The following is a 22,000-nucleotide window of genomic DNA, read 5'->3' on the forward strand; positions in this document are numbered from 1 at the left end:
CGCGGGTCACTTCGGCGCGCGCATGGCGAAGAAGACCCCGACGCCGAGGATCATCAGCGCGATTCCGACGGTCAGGGACGCCGCGTGCATGCCGTCGACGTAGGCCTGGCGCGCCGCGGTCGCGAGACCGTCGCCCCGTGGGCCCAGGTCGAGGGCGCGCAGGAGGGTCTCGCCGAGGGTGTCGCCGAAGCCCTGTCCGTTCTCATGCGAGCGGAAGACCAGGGTGGCCAGTGAGCCGAGGAGTGCGAGCCCCAGGGCGTTGCCCAGTTCGAAGGTGGTCTCGGAGATGCCCGATGCCGATCCCGAGCGCTCCGGCGGGACCGCCCCGATGGCGACGACCGACACCAGGCTGAACTGGATGCCGTAGCCGACGCCGGCGATCGAGGTGAACACGAGGTACACCCAGATCGGCGACGACGTGGTCAGTGCCAGGAGGCCGAGGTTGCCCACTGCGGCCAGGCCGATCGCCACGAGGAACGCCGTCCGGGTGCCGAGCATCGCGGCGACCCGGGTCGCGCCCACCGAGAAGACCGCGACCGCGACCGCCATCGGGAGTCCGGCGATCGCCGCGGCGAGCACGTCATGGCCCATCACCGACTGTAGGTAGACGCCGGTCAGGTAGGACATCCCGCCGAGGGCCATCATGCCGACGAGGGACACCGAGATGGCACCCACGAATCGGGGGTTGCCGAAGAGTTTCAGGTCGAGCAGCGGCGCAGCCGCACGACGCTGCTGCAGGATGAACGCGGCCAGCATCGCCACGCCGACGACCCCGATCACCAGCGCCGTCGCATCAACGCCCTCGCTCGCGAGCGTTTTCACGGCGTAGACGACCGGCAGGATGCCGGCCATCGACAGCACCACGCCGGTGACGTCGAATCGTGCGCTCGAGGGCGCCTTGTACTCGGGGAGGAGCCGCGGGCCGAGGATCAGCAACACCGCGAGCACCGGGACGTTCATCAGGAAGACCGAGCCCCACCAGAAGTGGTGCAGCAGAACGCCTCCGACGACGGGGCCGATCGCGCTGCCGCCCGCGAACGCGGCGGTCCACACACCGATCGCCCGGCCGCGTTCGCGGGGATCGGAGAACATGTTGGCGATCAGCGACAGGCTCGACGGCATCAGCGTCGCGCCGCCGATCCCCATCAGGGCTCGGGCCGCGATGAGGACTCCGGCGGTCGGCGCGAAGGCGGCGAGTATCGACGCCAGACCGAACACCGTCGCCCCCGCCAGCAGGATGCGCCGGCGACCGATCCGGTCGCCGAGGTTACCCATCGTGATCAGCAGGCCGGCGATGAGGAAGCCGTAGATGTCGAGGATCCACAGCTGCTCGGCCGCCGACGGGGCGAGCGAGTCGGTGATCGACGGGATGGCGAGGTAGAGCACCGAGACGTCGAGCGCCACCAGGAGTACCGGCAGGGTGAGCACCGCGAGACCCAGCCACGTGCGCCGGTCGGCGGTTTCCGGGACCTGCCGATCGGACGGTGCGAGGTGGGTGGACACGGGATCTCCTCGGACTCGTTCGCGGGGTCGTACGCAGCCGCGTACGGTGTACGCGGATCAGGTTACGATGATGAGTACGCTGTACGCAATCGCGTTATTCCCGGTTCGGTGAGAGAGGGCGCACAGGTGACTTCCGGCACGACCAAGCTGTCCCGGTCGACGATCGTCGACGCGGCGATCCGGCTCGCCGACGAGGGCGGGCTGGCGGGTCTGTCGATGCGCAGGGTCGCCGATGCCCTGGGGGTCGGGGCGATGTCGCTGTACCGGCACGTCGCCGACAAGGAAGCGCTGCTGCTCGCGATGACCGCCGAGATCGGGCGCCAGTACCCCTACCCGGTCGAGACATCACCGCCGTGGCGGGAGCGGGTCCGGATCGCGGTGGATGTCGACTGGGAGCTCTACGCCCGGCACCCGTGGGTGGTGCTGGCCTACTCGTCGCCGCGCAACAGTTACGGCGAGGACTCGCTGGGATGCCTGGACTGGCTGTCGGCGGGCTTCCTCGAACTCGGCGTGGACATCGAGCAGGCCACCGACATGGCGCTGTCGGTGTGGAGTTTCGTGCAGGGTGTCGCGCTGGCCGCGGTCGGTGACGAATTGCTCGCCCAGCAGGTCCGAGGGGAGGCCGCCCCCGACTCGACACGCCTGATCGACGTCATCTCCGGGGGCGCCGACGCCGACGTGCCGCCGCATCTCGCCCGCCTCGCGGGCCGACCCGATGCCGCACGGCTGCTCGATCCGCGCGCGCGGCTCGACGCCGGGATCGATTATCTCTGCGCAGGATTCGAGGCCGCCGCGCGCTGATCCGCGACGCCGCGTCGTCCCGGGATCACATGGCGTGCGGGAACACCGTCAGCATGTGCGCGCCGAACCATGAACTACCCACCACGATCGGCACGACCACGAGTGCCGCGGTGACGCGTCGCATGCGGGCGAGCGCCATCGCGAGTGGGATCAGCAGCACGAACGCGGGCAGCAGCAGCCGCGGGCGGCTCATCATCAGCCCGCTCGACAGCACGATCTGGGCGACGAGGAGCGAACCGAACAGCAGCACCGGCCACGGCAACCGCGCCCATACGCCGACGCAGAGCATCAGCAAGGTGCTCAGCACGATCCACGACGTCGCGACCGGAGCGACGTCGGAGGCGTTCACCAGCTGCTCGTTGACGAAGTTGAATGCGGCCACGCCCCAGTCGAATTCGGTGTCCCACCCCTCGGTCTGGATGCGGAACCACCCGGTCGGCGAGCCGGTGTGCGCCCACACCACGCCGAGGTAGGCGAGATACCCGGCGGGGCTGACGATGATCGCGACGAGGGCGCGGACCCGGGTGGCGGTGTTCGCGGAGTCGTTGTCGCCCCGCGTCTTCCACAGGAACACCGCGGCGGCGAGGACCACGACCCCGATGATCACGGCGGCCGTCGGCCGGCACAGTCCGCAGAGCGCGGCCATCACGCCGGCCAGCAGCCAGCGGCGCTCCAGGATGCCGACGAGCGCCCACGTCGCGAGCGCGCAGAACATCGCCTCGGTGTAGGCCATGTTGAGCACGATGGACATCGGGGTCGCGGCGAACAATACGACCAGGAACAGTCCGGTCGTGCGTTCCGGCGCCCGCCCGATCGGCGAGCGGTCCGCCATCATCCGCGCGCACACCATGCCGAGTCGCGCCGCGCCGACCGCGGCGACGCATCCCAGCACGAGGTTGAGGGTCAGTGCCGCGCCGAACGGTGTCACCCCGGGCAACTTCGCGAGGAACCCGACGAGATACGGGTAGCCGGGGAAGAAGGCGTAGGCGGTGTCGGAGGTGTGGATTCCGCGGGCGTCGGTCAGCGTCGCCGGCACCCCGCCGTATCCGTGGGTGGCGATGGCCAGCATCCACTGGCCGTCCCACACCGTGAGCGCGTGGCCGAGCGTGGTGTCCCGCAGGTCCGCGAAGCGCGCGAGGGTGAGGATGCCGATCGCGCGGACGACCAGATAGACCGCCAGCGCGTCGATCCACCAGCGGTGGCGCCGGATCCGGTCGGTGAACGGGGGAGTGGCGCCGGGCCGATCGGGCGCGGTCGCAGACGAGGTCCCCGTGGTTCCGTCGCGGTGCTCGGCGCGTCGCCGGTCGGGATCGTCACGACGCCCCGCATCGTCGACGTCGGTTCGGGTGGCCACGGCAGCGATCCTAGGGCGTGCCCCGACACGCCGCCCGGGCCCAGGGGTGCGGGCGATCACAGTGGCATGGGTGACCAGGTCAGAGCCACTCGAAAGTGCCCGGTAAGGTTGACCAAAGCAAGCTGACGTCTATCGAACCGGCGAGAAAGCCGGCGGGAGGTAACTCGACGTGGCCCTCGTGGTGCAGAAGTACGGCGGATCCTCGGTCGCAACGGCCGAACGCATCCGTCGCGTTGCCGAGCGCATCGTCGAGACGAAGAAGCAGGGCAACGACGTGGTTGTCGTCGTCTCGGCGATGGGCGACACCACCGACGAACTGCTCGATCTGGCACAGCAGGTGAATCCGACCCCGCCGCCGCGCGAGATGGACATGTTGCTGACCTCCGGTGAGCGCATCTCCAACGCGCTCGTCGCGATGGCCATCTCTTCGCTCGGTGCGCAGGCCCAGTCGTTCACCGGCTCGCAGGCCGGCGTGATCACGACCAGCAGCCACGGCAAGGCGAAGATCATCGACGTCACGCCGGGCCGGGTCCGCAGCGCCCTCGACGAGGGCAGGATCGTCCTGGTCGCGGGTTTCCAGGGCGTGTCCCAGGACACCAAGGACGTGACCACCCTGGGCCGCGGCGGTTCCGACACCACCGCGGTCGCGCTCGCCGCGGCGCTCGACGCCGACGTCTGCGAGATCTACACCGACGTCGACGGTGTCTTCACCGCCGATCCCCGCATCGTCCCCGACGCCCGGCGCCTCGAGAAGGTCTCCTTCGAGGAGATGCTCGAGATGGCCGCCTGCGGCGCCAAGGTCCTGATGCTGCGCTGCGTGGAATACGCGCGCCGATACAACGTTCCCGTTCACGTGCGCTCGTCGTACTCGACCAAACCCGGCACCATCGTGGCCGGATCGATGGAGGACATTCCCGTGGAAGAAGCCATTCTCACCGGCGTCGCACACGACCGGAGCGAGGCCAAGGTCACCGTCGTCGGCCTCGACGACAAGCCGGGTTACGCGGCCCGGGTGTTCCGCGCCGTCGCCGACGCCGAGATCAACATCGACATGGTCCTGCAGAACGTCTCCAAGGTCGAGACCGGCAAGACCGACATCACCTTCACCCTGCCCCGCGAGCTGGGTCCGGTGGCGGTCGAGAAGCTCAACAAGCTCAAGGAAGAGATCGGCTTCACCGATCTGCTCTACGACGATCACATCGGCAAGGTCTCGCTCATCGGTGCGGGCATGAAGTCCCACCCGGGTGTCACCGCGACGTTCTGTGAGGCGCTCAGCGAGGCCGGCGTCAACATCGAGCTGATCTCCACCTCGGAGATCCGTATCTCGGTGCTGTGCCGCGACACCGAGCTCGACGACGCCGTGCGCGCACTGCACCAGGCCTTCGATCTCGGTGGCGACGAGGAAGCCGTCGTCTACGCCGGAACGGGGCGATAGACATGGGCGTGCGAATCGGAGTCGTGGGCGCGACCGGTCAGGTCGGCGCCGTCATGCGAAACCTCCTGGAGGAGCGCAACTTCCCCGCCGACGAGGTGCGGTTCTTCGCCTCGCCGCGTTCGGCGGGCAAGAAGCTGCCGTGGAAGGGCGGCGAGATCGTCGTCGAGGACGCGGCCACCGCGGACCCGACCGGCCTCGACATCGCGCTGTTCTCGGCCGGCGCCACCATGTCGCGCGAGCAGGCGCCGCGGTTCGCCGCCGCCGGCGTGACCGTCATCGACAACTCGTCGGCGTGGCGCAAGGATCCCGATGTGCCGCTGGTGGTCTCGGAGGTGAACGGCGAGCTGGCGAAGAACCCGCCGAAGGGCATCATCGCCAACCCCAACTGCACCACCATGGCCGCGATGCCGGTCCTCAAGCCGCTGCACGACGAGGCAGGTCTCCAGCGCCTCGTCATCTCGAGCTACCAGGCGGTCTCCGGAAGTGGACTGGCCGGCGTGCAGGAACTCGCCTCCCAGGTCCGCGCCGTCGCCGACGACGCGGAAAAACTGGTTCACGACGGTTCTGCCGTCGAGTTCCCGGCGCCGAACAAGTACGTCGCCCCGATCGCGTTCAACGTCGTGGCACTTGCCGGTTCGCTCGTCGACGACGGCTCCGGCGAGACCGACGAGGACCAGAAGCTGCGCAACGAGTCGCGCAAGATCCTCGGCCTGCCCGACCTGCTCGTGAGCGGCACCTGCGTTCGCGTGCCGGTCTTCACCGGCCACTCGCTGTCGATCAACGCGGAGTTCGCCAACCCGCTGTCGGTCGAGCGTGCGCAGGAGATCCTCGCTTCGGCACCCGGTGTCGAGCTCACCGACGTCCCGACCCCGCTGGCCGCCGCGGGCAAGGACCCGTCGCTCGTCGGACGCATCCGTCAGGACCCGGGTGTGCCGGAGGGTCGCGGCCTCGCGCTGTTCGTCTCGGGTGACAACCTGCGAAAGGGTGCTGCCCTCAACACGATCCAGATCGCCGAGCTGTTGGTCTAGGCCTTCGGGGCCGGCTCCGCCGACCCGGCGGGCGGCGGAGCGGAGACGGCTTCGGCCGCCTCCGTGATGATCTCTCGCATTGACGCCTCCGCGGCCTCCGGGTCGCGGAGGCGTATTGCCCTGGCAACGTCGTCGTGCAACGCGATCGCCGACGGATTCGGAGTGTCCGGCATCATCCCGTGATGGGTCCGTCCGGCGAGGACCTCGCCCACCACATCGGCCAGCGACCGGAACATCTCGTTCCCGCTCGCCTCGAGCAGGGTTCGATGGAAGACCGTGTCGGCCAACAGATATGACTGCAGGTCGCCGTTGCGGCCGTGAACCACCATGTCCGACACCGCCGCCGCGAGGATGCGGCACTGGTGTTCGTTCGCACGCTCGGCGGCCAGTGCCGCCGCCACCGGCTCGAAGCCCCGCCGCAACTCGGAGAGGGTGGCCAGGAACTCGGCGCGGTCCGCGCCGTCGAGGCGCCAGCGGATCAGTCGCGGATCGAAGACGCTCCAGTTGGTCCGCGGCTGGATCGTGATCCCCACGCGGCGCCGCGACTCCACCAGACCCATCGACTCCAGCACCCGGATCACCTCGCGGGCCACCGTGCGCGACACGTCGTACTCGGTGGAGATGCCGTCGAGGGTCAGCACGCTGCCCGCCGGCTGCGCCCCGGAGACGATGCGCCTCCCGATCGCGGCGAGGACGTCGTCGTGCCGTTCACCGACCCCTCGTGTGCTCTGACTCACGGAAACATCTTCTCATTCAGCGCCCCGGTAACCAATGTGACTACGTTATCCGGGTAGGTGCTTGCAAAAGTACGACTATTGCGGCAGGCTGCGTGATCAGCAACACAGCGATGTGAGGAGTGGACATGCGATCTCCAGTGGTCGTGATGGGCGTATCCGGGTCCGGCAAGTCGACGGTCGGTGCCGCCCTGGCCCAGCGTTTGCGCGTGCCGTTCGCCGACGCCGACGACTTCCACTCGCCGGAGAACATCGCCAAGATGTCGTCCGGTCAGCCCCTGGACGACGACGATCGCCGTCCCTGGCTCGAGGCCATCGGCACCTGGCTCGCCGAGCACGCCGACGGCGGGGTGATGAGCTGCTCCGCGCTGAAACGCGCGTATCGTGATCTGCTCCGCGAGCACGTCCCGACGGTCACCTTCGCCCACCTCGACGGCACGCTCGGGGTCATCGCACGCCGCCAGGCCTCCCGGCCCGGCCACTTCATGCCCACCGCCCTGCTCCAGTCCCAGTTCGACACCCTCGAACCGCTTGCCGCCGCGGAGCGCGGCCTCACCGTCGACGTGGACCAGAGCGTCGACGACATCGTCGACGAACTCGTCGGCGCCCTTCCGGTCGGCGAGGAGAACCGATCATGTTGACGTCCACCGTCGTCGCGGCCGGCGCCGACCTGCCCGAACCGGTCGCACCGGGCTGGCAACTCGTCGTCGCGGCCCTCGCGGGCATCGCGCTCATCGTCGTGGCCATCACGGTCGCCAAGGTCCACCCGTTCCTGGCGCTCGTCGGTGGTGGTGCGACCGTCGGCATCGTCGCGGGTGAGTCGATCCCGACCGTCCTCGAGTCGTTCACCACCGGATTCGGTTCGACCGCGGCCGGTGTCGGAATCCTCATCGCGCTCGGCGCGATGTTCGCCAAGTTGCTCGCCGACTCCGGCGGTGCGGACGAGATCGTCGACACGATCGTCGGACACGCCTCGCCGCGGATGCTCCCGTGGGCGATGGCGCTCGTCGGCGCGATCATCGGACTGCCGATGTTCTTCGAGATCGGTCTCGTGCTGCTGATGCCGGTCATCTACCTCGTCGCACGACGTTCTGGTCTCGGACTCGTCCCGATCGGCATCCCGGCGCTCGCCGGCCTGTCGGCGATGCACGGCTTCGTGCCGCCGCACCCCGGTCCGCTCGTCGCGATCGACGCGCTCGGGGCCGACCTCGGCCTGACGCTCGCGCTCGGTGTGGGCGTGGCGATCCCGACGATCATCGTCTCCGGCCCGTTGTTCGGCACGCTCGCCGGCAGGTGGGTGCAGGTCGAGGCCCCGCGCACGTTCGACGTCGATCCCGATGACGGGCCGACCACCAGGCGACCGTCGTTCGCGATCACCATGTTCAGCGTTCTGCTGCCCGTGGTGCTGATGTTGGGAAAGGCGCTCGCGGAGATCTTCATCGACGACGAGGACCAGGTCGTGCGACGTGTCCTCGACATCCTCGGCACCCCGTTGATCGCCTTGCTCATCGCCGTCGTCGTCGCCATGTTCACCCTCGGCGTCGGGTCGGGCATGAACCGGCAGACCATCTCCAACACCACCGGCGCGGCCCTGCCCGCCATCGCCGGCATCCTCCTGATCGTGTCCGCAGGCGGCGGCTTCAAACAGGTCCTCGTCGACACCGGCGTCGGAACGCTGCTCGCGGACTGGGCCACCGGCGCCAACGTCCCGGTCCTGGTGCTCGCGTGGGTGCTCGCCGCCCTGATCCGCCTGGCGACCGGCTCGGCCACGGTCGCGACCATCACCGCGTCGTCGTTGATGCTCGGTCTCGTCGACAACCTCGGCTCGGGTGAGATCTCCCTGGTCGTCCTCGCGATCGGTGCGGGTTCGGTGTTCTTGTCGCACGTCAACGATGCCGGGTTCTGGCTGGTCAAGGAGTACTTCGGGATGAGCGTCGGCCAGACGTTCAAGACGTGGTCGATGATGGAGACCCTGCTGTCGGTCAGCGGTCTGATCGTGGTGCTCCTGCTGGGGCTGGTGATCTGACCGACCGCGTCCGCGCACAAGCGCCCCTGGAATCGACCCTCGGGAAAGGGGCTGTCGACATATGGTCGGCCGGCCTGCTCGAGAGGGCGGATCCCAGGGGCGTTCTCCAGTAGCTTGACGACTCATGACGCGAGTTGGCACGTGGATGGTCGCCGCTGTTCTGCTCACCTCGGCGTTCATCGCCCATCCCGCAGCAGCGCAACCCGATTCGCCGGTCACCGGGCTCGGCCCGTCCGGCACCTCCCTGATGCACGGCGACCTCGGGTCCACCGACTCGACCGGGCACCGCGGGCCGGGACGCGGTGCGCGCCTGGCCGCGTCGTCGATCCCCGGCGGCGCCTGTGCGGCGACGTTCGTCGGCGGCGACGGTATGCCGGTCGCGCTGTGCACCCGGTTCATCGGTACGACGCCACCGGCGTTTGCGGCGCCGTCGGTGGTCCTCTTCGATCCGCGCACCGCACAGCCGCTTGTGTCGCGGCAGCTCACGAAGGGCGGACTCCTCGGCGGCGTCTACGGGTACCTCGACCATCGTGACCGCGTCGTGGTCGCGGATGGTTCCGGCTCGATTCTCTTTGTCGCGCACCGCAAGACGTCCGCGGTGTGGCAGGTGTACGTCGACGACCGGATCGACGTCGCGCGGCACATCCCGTCCGGCGATGCGATCACCGGTCTCGCGCCGGACCCCGATGGCCGCATCTGGTTCGCCACGACGCGCGGAGTCATCGGCGTCGTGGACCCGAACGGGCGCCGGACGGTGCGGACCACGAGACTTCCCGCGGGTGAGGAGCTCGGCAACGGACTGTCGGTCAGGCGCGCCGGAGCGTCGATCCTCACCACGCATGCGCTCTACGAGATGAGGGCCGACGCCGGCGAAGCCCCGCGGGTGGTGTGGCGGCGCGCCTACGACCGCGGGCCGGGGCGGAAGCCGGGTCAGCTCACCTGGGGATCGGGGACCACGCCAACGTATTTCGGTCCCGGAGGAGACGGCTGGGTGGCCATCGTCGACAACGCCGACCGCCCGCGGTTGCGGGTCTTCCGCAGCGACGACGGGTCTGAGGTGTGTCGCATGCCGGCATTCGCCCGATCGGGACCGGGAACCGAGAACTCCCCGATGGCGTGGGGTTATTCGCTGGTCATCCCCAGCACCTACGGATACCAGTACCCGCCGATGGCGGTGACCGGACCCGCCATCCCGGCGGACGCGTCGTTCGTCGGCGGCATGACCCGCATCGACGTCTCGCCGGACGGATGCCGGCGGGTCTGGGAGAACGCAGACCGGATCGCCACGCTCCCGAAGCTCTCGCGGGCCGATGGGCTGATCCATGCGCTCGGCTACGGCCCGGTGGTGCCGGGACTCCCGCAGCAGGTGGGGCCCGTGGCCTATGTCGCCACCGACTTCGCCACCGGGCGTCGAGTGGAGACCCGTCAGGTGGGGACCGCGCCGCTCGACGAGCCGCTGGAGCTGACCGGGACCATCGCCGCCGACGGGACCATGTGGCAGGGGACCGTCGGTCGGATGCTCAAGGTCGTGCCCGGCCGGTGATCGCCGGTCGGTTCCGGTTCGCCGCCACAGCGTCGCCGACGTGCGGATTCACTCACGACGGTCCCTGGTTATGGACCCAGTCACCCATCCGAACTTACTGTGGGGTAGGTTACTCGCCCATGAAGCTGAAGTCGGGAATCAGGATCGCGTCCCTGCGCAGGTCACGCCTGCGTACGGGCGTGATCGCGGGGGCAGCCGTGGCCGCGTGCGCGGCCGCGGTGATCACACCGAGCACTCCGGTCGCACACGCGGCCGATTTCTACACGCCGCCGGCGACCCTCGCCGGCGAACCGGGGTCGGTCATCCGGAGCCAGCAGATCCCGCTGCTCCTGCAGATCCCGGGCGCACCCGGACAGTGGCCGGGAACCGCGCGCAAGGTCATGTACACCTCGACCTACCAGGACGGTTCGCCGGCCGCGGTGACCGGCACCGTCGTCGAACCGACGGCCCCGTGGCGGGGCAAGGGCGTTCGCCCGACCGTCGTCATCGGCCCGGGCACGATCGGGCAGGGCGATCAGTGTGCGGCGTCGCGGCTGATGAGCCTGCCCGTGTCGATCGACGTCACCAAGCCGAGCCTGGGCGTCAACTACACGGCGCCGGAGATGTACTACATGCTGCTCAACGGTGTCCGGGTCTTCATCACCGACTACATCGGCATGGGCACTCCGGGCATCCACACCTACGTCAACCGTGCCGAGACCGGACACGCCATGCTCGACGGCGCCCGTGCGGCGCTTCGGATCTCGGGTGCTCCGGCCGACGCGCCGGTGGGCTTCGCCGGCTACTCGCAGGGCGGTGGCGCCGCGGCGTCGGCTGCGGAACTCGCCGCGACCTATGCACCCGACCTGAACGTCAGGGCCACTTACGCGGGGGCGCCGCCCGCCGACCTCGAGCGGGTCATCCCGGCCATCGACGGTTCCACGATCGCCGGCGCCATCGGGTTCGCGATCAACGGCCTCACCGAGCGTTATCCCGAGGTCGCCGAGGTCGTCGCGCGGGAGACCAACAACGCGGGCAAGGGTGCGCTGAAGCAGCTCGCCACGAGCTGCATCGCCGACATCATCCCGGCGTTCGGGTTCCAGCAGACCAGGAACTGGACCCGGACCGGCGAGACGCTGTCGGCGGTCATCGCACGGTCGCCGGGCGTCAAGAAGATCGTCGACGAGCAGCGCATCGGGCGGCTCAGGCCGAACGCGCCGGTGTTCCTCGAGGGCGGTCTCAACGACGATGTGATCCCGCACGGCCAGGTCGCGCAGCTCGCCGCCGACTGGCGTGCCCAGGGCGCCGACGTCCGGTTCGTCACCGACCCGACGCCACCGATCCTGACCAAGTCGATCGTCAACCATGTGATCCCGATGCTCGGAACCTTCGTGCCCGGCATGGAGTTCATGCTCGGTGAGTTCCGGAAGTAGACACCCGTCGTCGAACGTCCACGGGGCCCGGCGAATGCGTTCGCCGGGCCCTGTCCCTTCGGCGAACCCGGATGGCAGGATCGAGGAATGAACGATCCGCACGGACCGGCGGGCGGTGCATCCGGGGAGCACTCCGACCGTGACCCCGAGCGCATCCCGACCCAGGCAGAACTCGACGCGGAGGATCTCGCCGCGCTGGCACGCTCCTCCCGCGACCGTGACCACGACACCCTGTACCCGCCCCGCCCCACCGACCCGGGGCCGCCTCCGGCCGCGCTCGCCCTGCATGCGCGCGTCGTGTGGTGGGGTGCGGCGGTCATCGGCCTGATCCTCACCGTCTACGGCTTCCTCGAGTTCGGCACCATCACCGACGATCTGCGGCAGCGATTGCTCGACGGCATCGCGAACGATCCGGTCAACTCCGCCCCCCAGGACGAGGTCGACTCGCTGGCGGGGTTCTTTCCCCCGGTCATGCTGGTCGCGATCGTGCTGATCCTGGCGATCGAGTACCCGCTGCTGGTCGCGGCGGCCACCCACCACAGCCGCAGCTGCCGGAACTTCTTCGTCGCGGTCTGCGTGGTGCACCTGCTCTGCGTGCCGATCGGCATCGACCTGCTGTTCCGCTACCCGGACATCCCGTCGGCGATGGTGGTCCTCGGGTGGCTGCAGTTCGCGCTGGTGCTCGTGTCGGCGCTGCTGACCCTGCGCCGGCCGGTCAACCGCTGGCTGCCGGAGTCGACGCGGATGCGCCCGAGTCGCGTGTTCCGCGGCCGCTGACACTTTCGCGCGACCTTGTTGCGCCCGCCACCAGGCGGTTTGACCGGAATGAATCCGGGTACAGGTGGGTTGGAAAGAACGTTGGTTCTCACCGGCGGTGTCACGTGTCGTCGCGCCGTGGGCGGACCGGCACCGAGACACCACACCAGCAGACCAGGAGGATCTCCGATGGCAATCGAACCGGTGTACACCATCTCGTCCAAGGCATCCGGCGGAGGACGCGACGGAGAGGTGGTCTCGGCCACCGGCCAGATCGACCTCGATCTGCGCCCGCCGAAAGAGATGGGCGGCAGCGGTGAGGGGTCCAATCCGGAGGAGCTGTTCTCCGCCGGGTACGCGGCGTGTTTCCTCGGTGCCCTGCGCGCCACGTCGAAGCAGGCGGGCAGTCCGGTGCCCGATGAGTCGACCGTGAAGGTCACCGTCGGCATCGGCAAGGACCCGTCGGACGGCGGCTTCGGGCTCACGGTGGAGATCGAGGCCTACATCCCCGGCGTCGACGAGGCCGAGGCCCGGGAACTCGCGAACAAGGCCCACGAGTTCTGCCCGTATTCCAAGGCCACCCGCGGCAACATCGACCACAAGGTGACCGTCGTCGTCTGATCCGACCGGTCTTTCCTCATCCGAGGTCCGGGTCGCCGCCCACCCGGCGTCGGTGCGGACTTCGATCAGCCCAGATGAAGACACGAAAGGAAGTCTTTGATCATGGCCACCAACCCGATCACCAGCACTCTCACCGACGAGCAGAAGGCCGTCGCCGGCAAGGCACTCCAGGACACGCTCGTCGACCTCATCGACCTGACCCTCATCGCCAAGCAGGCGCACTGGAATGTCGTCGGCAAGCAGTTCCGTTCGGTGCACCTCGACCTCGACGAGCTCGTGACGGTCGCGCGTGAGTTCACCGACGCGGCGGCCGAGCGCGCCACCGCCATCGGCGTGAGCCCCGACGGCCGCGCCGAGACCGTGGCCAAGACCGCAGGCACCAAGGGATTCGGCGAGGGGTGGACCAAGGACACCGATGTCGTCGAGTCCATGGTCGCCAACCTCAAGGCGGTCATCGACGGTCTCCGTGAGCGCATCACCGCCACCGAAGAGGCCGACCCGGTGACGCAGGACCTGCTCATCTCGTTCGCATCCAAGCTGGAGCAGCTCCACTGGATGTGGCAGGCGCAGGTCGCCTGACGCCTCGCGCGCAGAACCTCTCACAGGCAACGAACCCCGCTGGTCTCCCAGCGGGGTTCGTTGCGTCCGGATGTCGGAGAGGTTCAGTCGTCGACCTCGGCGGAGGTCGACGATTTCTCAGTGGCGGCCGGTTTCTCGGTGGCCACCGGTTTCTCGGTGGCGGCCGGTGTCGCCGTGACCGCCGGTGTCGCCGTGGTCGCCGGTGTCGCGGGTTCGTCGTCGACGGCGTAGGAGTCCGGGAACGAGACGCGCGGGGTTGCCGCCGAGTGGTAGAGCGCGATCCCCGCGAACACCAGTGTCGCGAGCCCGAAGATCGCCGACGCCGCCATGAGGACGATGGTCACGACGGCGGCGTACACACCGTCGAGGGAGTCCACCGCCAGGGCGCCCACGGCGGTGATCCCGGCACCCAGGAACGCCCACGCGGCGCTGCGAATCCACGGTGACACCACCGACGCGTAGAACAGGCGCTGGTAGACGGTGAGGGAGAACTCGTCCACCGCGGCCAGACGGACCTCGTCGTCCCCGGCGAGATCGCGCAGCTCCCGCGCGAGAACAGTCTGCTTCTGCAGGGTCGTGGCCTCGCGTTCGCGATAGCGCACGAACGCCGCCGTCGCGATCACCGACGCGAGGAGCCCCAACCCGACCAACACACCCCAATAGTCCACGGCACACACGCTACAACGACGGGTTCACGCGCTGGTGAACCAGGTCACAGGACTCCGCTGTCGTCGCCGGTGAGGACACCGGTGCCCGCCAGACGGTCGTCGTGACCGGCCCGCGCTGCTACGTTCGGCGACCGTGGGTGCCCAGCGGACCGGCAGCTCCCACAGGCTTCACGGACGGAGGGATGCCCGGTGACGTTCAGGGTGATCGGCGTGATGATCATCTGCGTGTTGGTCGGTCCGGTCATCGCCGGGTCGGGCAGCCCGCCGACCTCGTTGCGGGCGCTGCCGGAGACGGCCGGCCATGACGACGCCGCCGTCGAACCGGCTCGTAAGGCAACGGAATTGCCCGGTGGCGGACGGACCGTGTTCCCCGGACGGCGCATGGTGGCGCTCTACGGGTCACCCGGTGCGCCCGCGCTCGGGCCTCTGGGACGGCAGGGCGTCGACGAGTCGATCGCGAAGGCCCGTGCACTCGCCGCGCAGTACCAGCGGTTCTCCGCCGAACCCGTCGTGCCGGCCTTCGAGATCATCGCGACCGTCGCATCGTCGGAGCCGGGGGAGGGATCGAACTACACGAACATGATCGATCCGGAGACGCTGCGGCCATGGGTCGAGGCGGCCGGACGTGCGGGCGTGTACGTGACCCTCGACCTGCAGCCCGGCCGCATGGACTTCCTGGCGCAGGCTCAGCGGTACGCCGACCTGCTGGCGCAGCCGCACGTAGGGCTGGCCCTCGACCCCGAATGGCGGTTGAAACCCGACCAGGTCCACCTCACCCAGATCGGTTCGGTGGAGGCCGACGAGGTCAACCGGACGTCGGAGTGGCTCGCGGGACTCGTCCGAGACCGCCGACTGCCACAGAAGTTGTTCGTATTGCACCAGTTCGACGCCGACATGCTCGTCCACCGCGAGCGGATCGTCACCGACCGTCCGGAACTGCAGGTCGTGCTGCACGCCGACGGTCACGGTGAACCCGGCGTGAAGCTCGAGACCTGGCGCAGATTGCTCATCGATCTGCCCGCGGGCGTGTGGATGGGCTGGAAGAATTTCTACACGGAGGACTCACCGCCCTTCTCGCCCGCGGCGACCATGGCGGTCCGCCCGACGCCCTGGTTCATCTCGTACCAGTGACGCGCCCGCCCGGGATCGCCCGCGGGGGTGAGGAGGAGCAGCAGTGACCGCCGTGGACCTCGCCGCCTGCCCGACGCGCGGGGAACGGGCCGACCCGCTCGCCATCCTCGCCGCCCAGGCCCGTACCCGGGTACCCGAGCTGATCTCGGTCCGACACGCCCGCATGGCGGCGACCCCGTTCACGTTCTATCGGGGCGTCGCGGCGCTGATGGCCGACGATCTCGCCCGCACTCCGAACACCGGCATCATCACCCGGCAGTGCGGCGACGCGCATCTGGGCAACCTGGGCCTGCTGCTTCAGTCCGGAACGTCGAATGGTGTTCGACCTCAACGACTTCGAGGAGAGCCACGTCGGCCCTTTCGAATGGGACGTCAAACGACTGGCGGCGAGTTTCGTGATCGCCGGACGCAACAGAAGGATTCGACGACAAGGTGAACCGCAAGATCGCCAAGACCGTCGCGAAGACCTACCGGCGCACCCTCAGGCGCAGTGTCTCGATGACCACGCTCGAGTGCTGGTACGCCGGGATCGATGTCGAGTCGGTGCTCGCCGAGATCGGGCCGATGTGGACATCTCGATGACCAAGCGCACACGGAAGGCGCTGCGCACGGCCCGCCACCGCGACAGCGCGCAGGCCCTGGCGAAACTCTGCGAAATCGACTCGGACGGCTCCGCGCACATCCGCAGCGATCCGCCCTTGCTGGTGCCGCTGAGCGAACGGTTCCCCGAACACACCGCGGCGGTGCTCGGCGAGCGGGTGCGTGAGCGCATCGATTCCTATCGCGCTTCCCTGCCGTTGCACGTGCAATCCCTGCCGGCCCGGTTCACCATCGTCGACATCGCCTTCAAGGTGGTCGGGTGTGGGCAGCGTCGGCACGCGGGCGTGGATCGTCCTGATGACGGCAAGAACCTCGACGATCCACTGTTCCTGCAGGTCAAGGAGGCCCAACGGTCGGTGCTCGCAGGCCATGTGCCGGCCTCGGGGTTCGACAACCAGGGGCAGCGCGTCGTCGAGGGGCAGCGCCTCCTGCAGGCGGCGAGCGATCTGTTCCCGGGGTGGTCGTCCGGGATCGACGAGCACGGCGAGCGTCGGGATTTCTCCGTGCGGCAACTGCGCGACGGCAAGGGGTCGGTGGTGGTCGAGCCCGAACCGGACGGGATGACCCGGTATGCGCGGCTGTGCGGGCTGGCGCTCGGGCAGGCCCACGCGCGGACCGGTACCCGCTTCGACATCGCCGGGTATCTGGAGCGGACGAAGGGTTTCGCGGACGCGATCGCCGACTTCTCGGTGTCCTACGCCGATCTGAACGAAGTCGACCACGTGCAGATGACCGCCGCGATCAACCGCGGCGAGCTGGAGGTCCGCGACCTGGTGGTGTGACCGGATTGCCCCGCGGGGATCGGCGAAGAACGTCGCCGGTTGTGATACACAGGCGTTCGGGTGAACCGAGCCGCCGAACGACAGAGGAGAGACGGGCATGGATGACGCGACGTTGCGGGATCGGGTGCGGGAGTTGATGCCTCGGGCCAAGACGGACCTGGCGGAGATGGTGGCGTTCCGGTCCGTCCACGATCCGCAGCAGTTCCCGCCGGAGGAGTGCGACGGGATCGTCGACTGGCTGCTCGACGCGTTCCGCGAACTGGGCTTCGACGACGTCGCAGCGCATGTGACCAGTGACGGGTCCAAGGCGGTGACCGGGCAGATCCCCGGTCCCGAGGGCGCGCCAACCGTCCTGCTGTACTTCCATCACGACGTGCAGCCTCCACTCGGTGAGGACGAATGGGATTCTCCCGTATGGGAATTGACCGAGCGTGACGGTCGCTGGTACGGCCGTGGCGCCGCCGACTGCAAGGGCAACATCGCCGTCCATCTCACCGCGCTCCGCGCGCTCGCCGGCGAGCTGGGCGTCACCGTCAAGATCGTCGGCGAGGGATCGGAGGAACAGGGGACCGGCGGCCTCGAGCACTTCGTCGTCGAGAACCCGGATCTGTTGCGCGCCGATGCGATCCTCATCGCCGATTCCGGCAACTTCGCCGTCGGCAAGCCAAGCCTCACGACGACGCTGCGTGGTATCGCGAACATCGACGTGACCGTCGAGACCATGGAATCGGCAATGCATTCCGGCATGTTCGGCGGCGCTGCACCGGATGCGCTCGCCGCGCTCATCCGCATGCTCGCGACCCTGCGCGACGAGTACGGCAACACCACCGTCACCGGTCTCGACGCCGACCAGAAGTGGCCCGGCGTGCAGTATCCGCCTGAACAATTCCGCTCGGACGCAACGGTTCTCGATGGGGTTGATCTCGTCGGCTCGGGCACGGTGTCGGACATGGTGTGGGCGCGTCCGGCGGTGACCGTGCTCGGTATCGACTGCCCGCCGGTCGTGGGGTCGTCGGCGGCGGTGCAGCCCCGGGCGCGGGCCCGCATCAACCTGCGCGTGCCGCCGGGCCTGGACCCGACCCGGGCGCAGGACGCGCTCATCGCACACCTGGAGAAGGTCACCCCGTGGAACGCCAGGGTGTCGTTCGAGCGGGAGGCGGTCGGATCGCCGTTCGTCGGGTCGACCTCGGGTCCGGCCTACGACACGTTGACCGACGCACTGTCCACGGCGTACGGCACCGACGTCGCCATCCAGGGTCAGGGCGGATCGATCCCGCTGTGCAACGTCCTGCAGACCACCTTCCCCGACGCGGAGATCATGCTCTTCGGCGTCGAGGAGCCGCAATGCCTGATCCACGCACCCAACGAGAGCGTCGACCCGGGCGAGATCGAGCGGATCGCGCTCGCCGAGGCCATCTTCCTGCGGGACTACGCCGAGCGGGTGGGCCGGGCGCAATAGCGCGGGCGTGGGCGTCGGCCTCAGCCGCCGGACGGTTCCAGGCCGCTGAAGCGCCGCAACAGCAGGTCCTTCACCTCGGCGCGGCTGGCCGCGACCAGGATGAATGCCGCCTCGCGATGTAGTCGCTCGGCGGCATATCCGCGGATCAGGGCCGACCCGCCGTGCGCGGCCACCAGCGCCGATGTGGCGTCGAGCGCGAGCTGGGCCGCATCGGCGCGCGCCGCGACCAGGCCGACGGCGTCCGCGGTCATCGCGGTGTCGAGTGCGCAACGGGCGGCGTCGGCCCGCGCGCGGAGTCTCCGGGCGGCCTCGGGCAGGGCGGACGCATCGAGCAACGCCGCGCAGCGTCGGATGAGTCCGAACGGCAGGGTGCCGTTGATCCGGATGCCCACGCTCTGGTTGGCGAAGAACTCGTCGCGGGTCACCCGGGTGACGACCCGAGCGTCGGGGATGAACAGGTCGGCCACCTGCAGAGACACCGTCGATGTGGCGTTGGCGGCGGTGAGCTGCATCGGGATGACCCGCACGCGGCCGCGCAGGTCGGCGACGGGCAGGATCGCGGCGACGACGTCGTCGGTGTCGACGTCGCGCGCGGAGATCTGGAAGATGTCGACGATGTCCCAGCCGCTGACGAACGGGGAGTGGCCGTTGAACACCCAGCCGGCGTCGACGCGCCGGGCGGTCATCCGCGGTGGGGTCCGGACCGCGCCGGAGAAGGCGACACCGGCGCGCAGCCGGCCGGAGATCGTGGCGTCGAGCAACTCGTCGCGCAGCGGGGCGTTCGGTGACCGCGACAGGGAGATGACCACGCCGTGGTGCTGTAGCCAGGTGAAGGCCGTCGGGAGGCAGCCGCTGGCCAGTACCTCGAGGATCTCGATGACCTCGGCGAACTCGAGGTCGGGACCGCCCACCTCGGGAGGGGCGGCGATGCCGAAGAGTCCGGCGTCGGCAAGGGCTCGCCAGTGGGAGCCGGGGATGGCGCTGGTGCGGTCGACCTCCCCGGACGCGGGGTAGAGGATCTCGTCGGCGATCCGGTACGCCTCGGCTCGGAGTGCGCTCCGGCGTGCGGACGGGTCCTGGGTGCTCACGATCATCACCCTACGACGAGATGGCAGACGGACGCCTGACCCAGTTCGACTCGTGATCGAGTACGGAATCCCCGGTTTTCGCAGCACAATCGCGTGACAAGGTCCCGATGATTTGGGACCTAAGGCCCAAGACCGGGACCACGGCCCGTCGGTAGTGTCTCAAATCGGGTGGGAGCATAACTTCTCTCATGGAAGGGATTCACGTGGGTCCAGGTCCCAATGGTCGTGACTTGCAGTTGGCGAGCCCTGTGGCAGTTGCCGTTTCGCACAGCGAACCGGTTTCTCGCGCCGGGGTGTCGGACTTGCGAACCAGTGAGCGGTATCTGCGCGCCGCCGTCACCGACCTCATCGAGCGCAATTTCCGCGATCCGGATTTCAGTGTCGAGGTCATCGCACGTCACCTGCACGTGAGCCGGCGTCACCTGTACCGGGTGCTCGCGGGAAGCCCGACTTCGCTGGCGGAGATGATCGCCGAGCGACGTCTGGACTGGGCGCGAAAGCTCCTCACCGGTCCCGGAAATCTCAAGCTCGAGGCCGTGGCGCACGCCTCCGGCTTCGCGTCGACCGCGACGATGCGCAACCGTTTCCGTGCGAAGTACGGGATGACGCCGGACGAATTCCGCAGGGCTGCCGCGGCAACCAACGCCGAAGCCAGCTGAGACGTGTCAGGGCAAGCACTTTCGGTGCTTGCCCTGAACCATGTCGGCATCCGGTTGTGACCCGGTGCGGTGTCACACCGTGCAGAGCGGTGAATAGTCGCTGCGCCCACCGGTTGTCGGTGAGACGAGAAACGTGCACGGGTTGAACCCGACGTGCTCGATCTCGCCGGCGAGGCGACGCAATTCGGAGTTCGGCACCACCTTGTCGCGGGAGAGCAAGAAGCCCGACGCGCGCGACGGGTCACCGACGATAGAGTACGCGTACGGGGCGTCGGGGGTGTCGCCGTCCTCCAGATGGGCGACGATGTAGTTCGGCGCGCCGTTCGGGTTGATACTCGCCGGCGTCTGCGGGAACCGCACGCTCAGCGCCGCGTTGGAGTTGGTGTCCACGACGGTCGCCCGCCCGATGACTCCGCCGCGCATGCCGGTGGGGCCGGTGCACTGGTTGTCGACGCCGATCGTCTTGTCGTCGATGCGCGTGTAGAACGCGCTGGTGTCCCGGGCGCACGTGACGCCCCAGAACGACGGGACGGTGGCCAGCTGCCACCATTTGCCGAGATAGCGGTCCACCTCGAGTTCCGCCACGGGTGCCAGGGGAGCGGCCTGGGCGGCGCCGGTGCCCGCGACGAAGCCGGTGGAGACGATGATGCCGGCGACCAGGGCGGCCAGGGTGCGTGCGACGCGCATGATGATCCTTTCGTGGGCCGAGTCCTCAGGGGTTCGGACCGGCCGCACGGGCGGATGGGTCGTGCACCCGGCGACCTCGTCGCCGGCATCGTCCGGTGTCAGCGGATCACATGTTGTATGCGCTGTTGGGGTTCCAGGTCGACACCGCCCAGATGACGATGAGGTCCAGGACGATGATCAGGATCGCCCACGCCGGGTAGTACGGCAGCCACAGGAACTGGGCGATGATCGACAGCGATGCGATCACGATCGCCGCGACCCGGGCCCAGTCGGCACCGAAGGCGAGGCCGCCGGCGATCAGCACGCCGATGATGCCCAGGATCAGGTGGATCCAGCCCCACGCGGTGAGGTCGAACTCGAAGATGTAGTTCGCGCCGACGACCAGGATCTCGTCGTTGGCGAGGGCCGCGATGCCCTGGAAGATCGAGACCAGGCCGGCGACGAACAACAGGGCGGCGGCCACGATCGAGATGCCGAATGCGAATCCCTGCTTCGCCGACGAGTCGATCTGCTTGTCGGTCGAGGAGCTCATGAGGCGTCCTTTCACTCTCTGACGGGGCGCCGTCCTCCTCGAGACCTCGGACGACGGCGCTGCGGTGATGAAGCGGGTCGAACATAATCGAGCATGGGCGCTCAGTCAGGCTCTTCGCAGCGTTTCGGACACTTCCGGCACATCTTTGACCAGGCGATTTAGTACTTGGGCGGGGTCGGGTATAAGCTATCGCAGGCTAAACGGCCACGGGGTGTGGCGCAGCTTGGTAGCGCGCTTCGTTCGGGACGAAGAGGTCGTGGGTTCGAATCCCGCCACCCCGACAAGAGACCGGGAATCCGGTCGAACAAGATGTGTTGGTTGAGACACAGCAGAGAGACCCCGGTTGCGAGAGCGACCGGGGTCTCCTCGTTTCGCGGGGCCCTCAGCTGTCCTCCTCCGAGGAGCCCCGATCGCCGATGTGGTCGAGGATCTCCGGGTCGTCGGTGACGAACCGCTCCACCTCCTCGCCGCCGTCACAGCGCATCAGTGCGACGGTCAGGCCGGCCGGGCCGCGATGGACCACCCGCCAACCGGCCCCAGAATCCTCCCAGCGGCGTAGATCGTCGAGGGTCATGATGAGGGGGCATCGTCGTCTCGTGGCG

The 22,000-nt window shown here is 68.7% G+C and carries 22 protein-coding genes, 1 tRNA gene and 1 pseudogene; 16 read left to right on the plus strand and 8 right to left on the minus strand.

Annotated features, from left to right (window positions below; genetic code table 11):
* Nucleotides 1-6: 6 nt before the first annotated feature.
* Nucleotides 7-1,503, minus strand: a complete 1,497-nt coding sequence (locus tag ABFT43_RS17080; protein WP_347961518.1) for an MFS transporter — start codon at nucleotides 1,501-1,503, stop codon at nucleotides 7-9.
* Nucleotides 1,504-1,629: 126 nt separating this feature from the next.
* Between ABFT43_RS17080 and ABFT43_RS17085 the strand changes: the two genes are divergently transcribed.
* Entirely contained in the window at nucleotides 1,630-2,304 is a 675-nt protein-coding gene (locus tag ABFT43_RS17085) for a TetR/AcrR family transcriptional regulator (RefSeq protein WP_347961519.1), read from the plus strand.
* Nucleotides 2,305-2,329: 25 nt separating this feature from the next.
* On the opposite strand, the gene ABFT43_RS17090 is transcribed toward ABFT43_RS17085, so the two are convergent.
* The gene (locus ABFT43_RS17090; RefSeq protein ID WP_347961520.1) at nucleotides 2,330-3,658 is read right to left on the minus strand and encodes a hypothetical protein; all 1,329 of its coding nucleotides are present in this window, start codon (nucleotides 3,656-3,658) and stop codon (nucleotides 2,330-2,332) included.
* A gap of 169 nt (nucleotides 3,659-3,827) precedes the next feature.
* Here ABFT43_RS17090 and ABFT43_RS17095 point away from each other — a divergent pair, with 169 nt between their 5' ends.
* Together ABFT43_RS17095 and ABFT43_RS17100 are read left to right on the plus strand one after the other, a co-directional pair.
* On the plus strand, nucleotides 3,828-5,093 hold the full coding sequence (locus ABFT43_RS17095; protein ID WP_347961521.1) for an aspartate kinase: 1,266 nt from the start codon (nucleotides 3,828-3,830) through the stop codon (nucleotides 5,091-5,093).
* Between the two features lie 2 nt (nucleotides 5,094-5,095).
* The gene (locus tag ABFT43_RS17100; protein ID WP_347961522.1) at nucleotides 5,096-6,121 is read left to right on the plus strand and encodes an aspartate-semialdehyde dehydrogenase; all 1,026 of its coding nucleotides are present in this window, start codon (nucleotides 5,096-5,098) and stop codon (nucleotides 6,119-6,121) included.
* On the opposite strand, the gene ABFT43_RS17105 is transcribed toward ABFT43_RS17100, so the two are convergent.
* On the minus strand, nucleotides 6,118-6,858 hold the full coding sequence (locus ABFT43_RS17105; protein WP_347961523.1) for a FadR/GntR family transcriptional regulator: 741 nt from the start codon (nucleotides 6,856-6,858) through the stop codon (nucleotides 6,118-6,120). The two genes, ABFT43_RS17100 and ABFT43_RS17105, sit on opposite strands and share 4 nt — an antisense overlap.
* Before the next feature lie 125 nt (nucleotides 6,859-6,983).
* On the opposite strand from ABFT43_RS17105, the gene ABFT43_RS17110 reads away from it, so the two are divergent.
* The 7 genes from ABFT43_RS17110 (at nucleotide 6,984) to ABFT43_RS17140 (ending at nucleotide 13,792) form a co-directional block, all read left to right on the plus strand.
* Nucleotides 6,984-7,496, plus strand: a complete 513-nt coding sequence (locus tag ABFT43_RS17110; RefSeq protein ID WP_347961524.1) for a gluconokinase — start codon at nucleotides 6,984-6,986, stop codon at nucleotides 7,494-7,496.
* A complete protein-coding gene (locus ABFT43_RS17115; protein ID WP_457590172.1) occupies nucleotides 7,490-8,881 on the plus strand; it encodes a GntP family permease in 1,392 nt (463 codons plus the stop codon). The genes ABFT43_RS17110 and ABFT43_RS17115 overlap by 7 nt, the downstream gene beginning before the upstream one ends.
* A 124-nt stretch (nucleotides 8,882-9,005) precedes the next feature.
* Nucleotides 9,006-10,424, plus strand: a complete 1,419-nt coding sequence (locus ABFT43_RS17120) for a two-component regulator propeller domain-containing protein (protein ID WP_347961525.1) — start codon at nucleotides 9,006-9,008, stop codon at nucleotides 10,422-10,424.
* Between the two features lie 119 nt (nucleotides 10,425-10,543).
* A complete protein-coding gene (locus tag ABFT43_RS17125; RefSeq protein ID WP_347961526.1) occupies nucleotides 10,544-11,836 on the plus strand; it encodes a lipase family protein in 1,293 nt (430 codons plus the stop codon).
* A gap of 87 nt (nucleotides 11,837-11,923) precedes the next feature.
* On the plus strand, nucleotides 11,924-12,613 hold the full coding sequence (locus ABFT43_RS17130) for a hypothetical protein (RefSeq protein WP_347961527.1): 690 nt from the start codon (nucleotides 11,924-11,926) through the stop codon (nucleotides 12,611-12,613).
* 168 nt (nucleotides 12,614-12,781) lie between these two features.
* A complete protein-coding gene (locus ABFT43_RS17135; RefSeq protein ID WP_347961528.1) occupies nucleotides 12,782-13,213 on the plus strand; it encodes an organic hydroperoxide resistance protein in 432 nt (143 codons plus the stop codon).
* A gap of 102 nt (nucleotides 13,214-13,315) precedes the next feature.
* The gene (locus ABFT43_RS17140) at nucleotides 13,316-13,792 is read left to right on the plus strand and encodes a Dps family protein (protein WP_347961529.1); all 477 of its coding nucleotides are present in this window, start codon (nucleotides 13,316-13,318) and stop codon (nucleotides 13,790-13,792) included.
* An 83-nt stretch (nucleotides 13,793-13,875) separates the two neighbouring features.
* Here ABFT43_RS17140 and ABFT43_RS17145 read toward each other — a convergent pair whose 3' ends face one another.
* Nucleotides 13,876-14,469: a hypothetical protein gene (locus ABFT43_RS17145; RefSeq protein WP_347961530.1), complete on the minus strand. Its 594-nt coding sequence runs from the start codon at nucleotides 14,467-14,469 to the stop codon at nucleotides 13,876-13,878.
* 231 nt (nucleotides 14,470-14,700) lie between these two features.
* Between ABFT43_RS17145 and ABFT43_RS17150 the strand changes: the two are divergent.
* The 4 genes and pseudogenes from ABFT43_RS17150 to ABFT43_RS17165 form a co-directional block, all read left to right on the plus strand.
* Nucleotides 14,701-15,591: pseudogene (locus tag ABFT43_RS17150) on the plus strand (hypothetical protein); the annotation flags it as partial.
* A gap of 43 nt (nucleotides 15,592-15,634) precedes the next feature.
* Nucleotides 15,635-16,027, plus strand: coding sequence for a DUF2252 family protein (locus ABFT43_RS17155; RefSeq protein WP_347961531.1), 393 nt, complete (start codon nucleotides 15,635-15,637; stop codon nucleotides 16,025-16,027).
* Nucleotides 15,909-16,973, plus strand: a complete 1,065-nt coding sequence (locus tag ABFT43_RS17160) for a DUF2252 family protein (RefSeq protein WP_347961660.1) — start codon at nucleotides 15,909-15,911, stop codon at nucleotides 16,971-16,973. Before ABFT43_RS17155 ends, ABFT43_RS17160 begins: the two co-directional genes overlap by 119 nt.
* Nucleotides 16,974-17,070: 97 nt before the next feature.
* Complete coding sequence (locus ABFT43_RS17165; protein ID WP_347961532.1) at nucleotides 17,071-18,432, plus strand: dipeptidase; 1,362 nt, start codon at nucleotides 17,071-17,073, stop codon at nucleotides 18,430-18,432.
* Nucleotides 18,433-18,452: 20 nt separating this feature from the next.
* Here ABFT43_RS17165 and ABFT43_RS17170 read toward each other — a convergent pair whose 3' ends face one another.
* Nucleotides 18,453-19,520, minus strand: a complete 1,068-nt coding sequence (locus ABFT43_RS17170; protein WP_347961533.1) for an acyl-CoA dehydrogenase family protein — start codon at nucleotides 19,518-19,520, stop codon at nucleotides 18,453-18,455.
* A 230-nt stretch (nucleotides 19,521-19,750) separates the two neighbouring features.
* On the opposite strand from ABFT43_RS17170, the gene ABFT43_RS17175 reads away from it, so the two are divergent.
* The gene (locus ABFT43_RS17175) at nucleotides 19,751-20,179 is read left to right on the plus strand and encodes a helix-turn-helix domain-containing protein (protein ID WP_457590173.1); all 429 of its coding nucleotides are present in this window, start codon (nucleotides 19,751-19,753) and stop codon (nucleotides 20,177-20,179) included.
* A gap of 72 nt (nucleotides 20,180-20,251) precedes the next feature.
* Here ABFT43_RS17175 and ABFT43_RS17180 read toward each other — a convergent pair whose 3' ends face one another.
* Both ABFT43_RS17180 and ABFT43_RS17185 read right to left on the minus strand, forming a co-directional pair.
* On the minus strand, nucleotides 20,252-20,866 hold the full coding sequence (locus tag ABFT43_RS17180) for a lipocalin family protein (RefSeq protein WP_347961534.1): 615 nt from the start codon (nucleotides 20,864-20,866) through the stop codon (nucleotides 20,252-20,254).
* A gap of 106 nt (nucleotides 20,867-20,972) precedes the next feature.
* Nucleotides 20,973-21,398: a DUF7144 family membrane protein gene (locus ABFT43_RS17185; protein ID WP_347961535.1), complete on the minus strand. Its 426-nt coding sequence runs from the start codon at nucleotides 21,396-21,398 to the stop codon at nucleotides 20,973-20,975.
* Nucleotides 21,399-21,605: 207 nt separating this feature from the next.
* Here ABFT43_RS17185 and ABFT43_RS17190 point away from each other — a divergent pair.
* Nucleotides 21,606-21,679 (plus strand) — tRNA-Pro (locus ABFT43_RS17190).
* A 101-nt stretch (nucleotides 21,680-21,780) separates the two neighbouring features.
* On the opposite strand, the gene ABFT43_RS17195 is transcribed toward ABFT43_RS17190, so the two are convergent.
* The gene (locus tag ABFT43_RS17195) at nucleotides 21,781-21,972 is read right to left on the minus strand and encodes a hypothetical protein (RefSeq protein ID WP_347961536.1); all 192 of its coding nucleotides are present in this window, start codon (nucleotides 21,970-21,972) and stop codon (nucleotides 21,781-21,783) included.
* Between the last annotated feature and the right edge of the window lie 28 nt (nucleotides 21,973-22,000).

The sequence above is a fragment of the Gordonia aurantiaca genome (assembly GCF_039939235.1).
In the GTDB taxonomy this organism is placed as follows: domain Bacteria; phylum Actinomycetota; class Actinomycetes; order Mycobacteriales; family Mycobacteriaceae; genus Gordonia.

Bases quoted from the DNA above. Each gene is read 5' to 3' on its own strand.
- ABFT43_RS17165 (WP_347961532.1), top strand. From the start codon at position 17,071: ATGGATGACGCGACGTTGCGGGATCGGGTGCGGGAGTTGATGCCTCGG.
- ABFT43_RS17140 (WP_347961529.1), top strand. From the start codon at position 13,316: ATGGCCACCAACCCGATCACCAGCACTCTCACCGACGAGCAGAAGGCC.
- ABFT43_RS17130 (WP_347961527.1), top strand. From the start codon at position 11,924: ATGAACGATCCGCACGGACCGGCGGGCGGTGCATCCGGGGAGCACTCC.
- ABFT43_RS17125 (WP_347961526.1), top strand. From the start codon at position 10,544: ATGAAGCTGAAGTCGGGAATCAGGATCGCGTCCCTGCGCAGGTCACGC.
- ABFT43_RS17100 (WP_347961522.1), top strand. From the start codon at position 5,096: ATGGGCGTGCGAATCGGAGTCGTGGGCGCGACCGGTCAGGTCGGCGCC.
- ABFT43_RS17110 (WP_347961524.1), top strand. From the start codon at position 6,984: ATGCGATCTCCAGTGGTCGTGATGGGCGTATCCGGGTCCGGCAAGTCG.
- ABFT43_RS17120 (WP_347961525.1), top strand. From the start codon at position 9,006: ATGACGCGAGTTGGCACGTGGATGGTCGCCGCTGTTCTGCTCACCTCG.
- ABFT43_RS17135 (WP_347961528.1), top strand. From the start codon at position 12,782: ATGGCAATCGAACCGGTGTACACCATCTCGTCCAAGGCATCCGGCGGA.
- ABFT43_RS17195 (WP_347961536.1), bottom strand. From the start codon at position 21,972: ATGACCCTCGACGATCTACGCCGCTGGGAGGATTCTGGGGCCGGTTGG.
- ABFT43_RS17180 (WP_347961534.1), bottom strand. From the start codon at position 20,866: ATGCGCGTCGCACGCACCCTGGCCGCCCTGGTCGCCGGCATCATCGTC.
- ABFT43_RS17185 (WP_347961535.1), bottom strand. From the start codon at position 21,398: ATGAGCTCCTCGACCGACAAGCAGATCGACTCGTCGGCGAAGCAGGGA.
- ABFT43_RS17115 (WP_457590172.1), top strand. From the start codon at position 7,490: ATGTTGACGTCCACCGTCGTCGCGGCCGGCGCCGACCTGCCCGAACCG.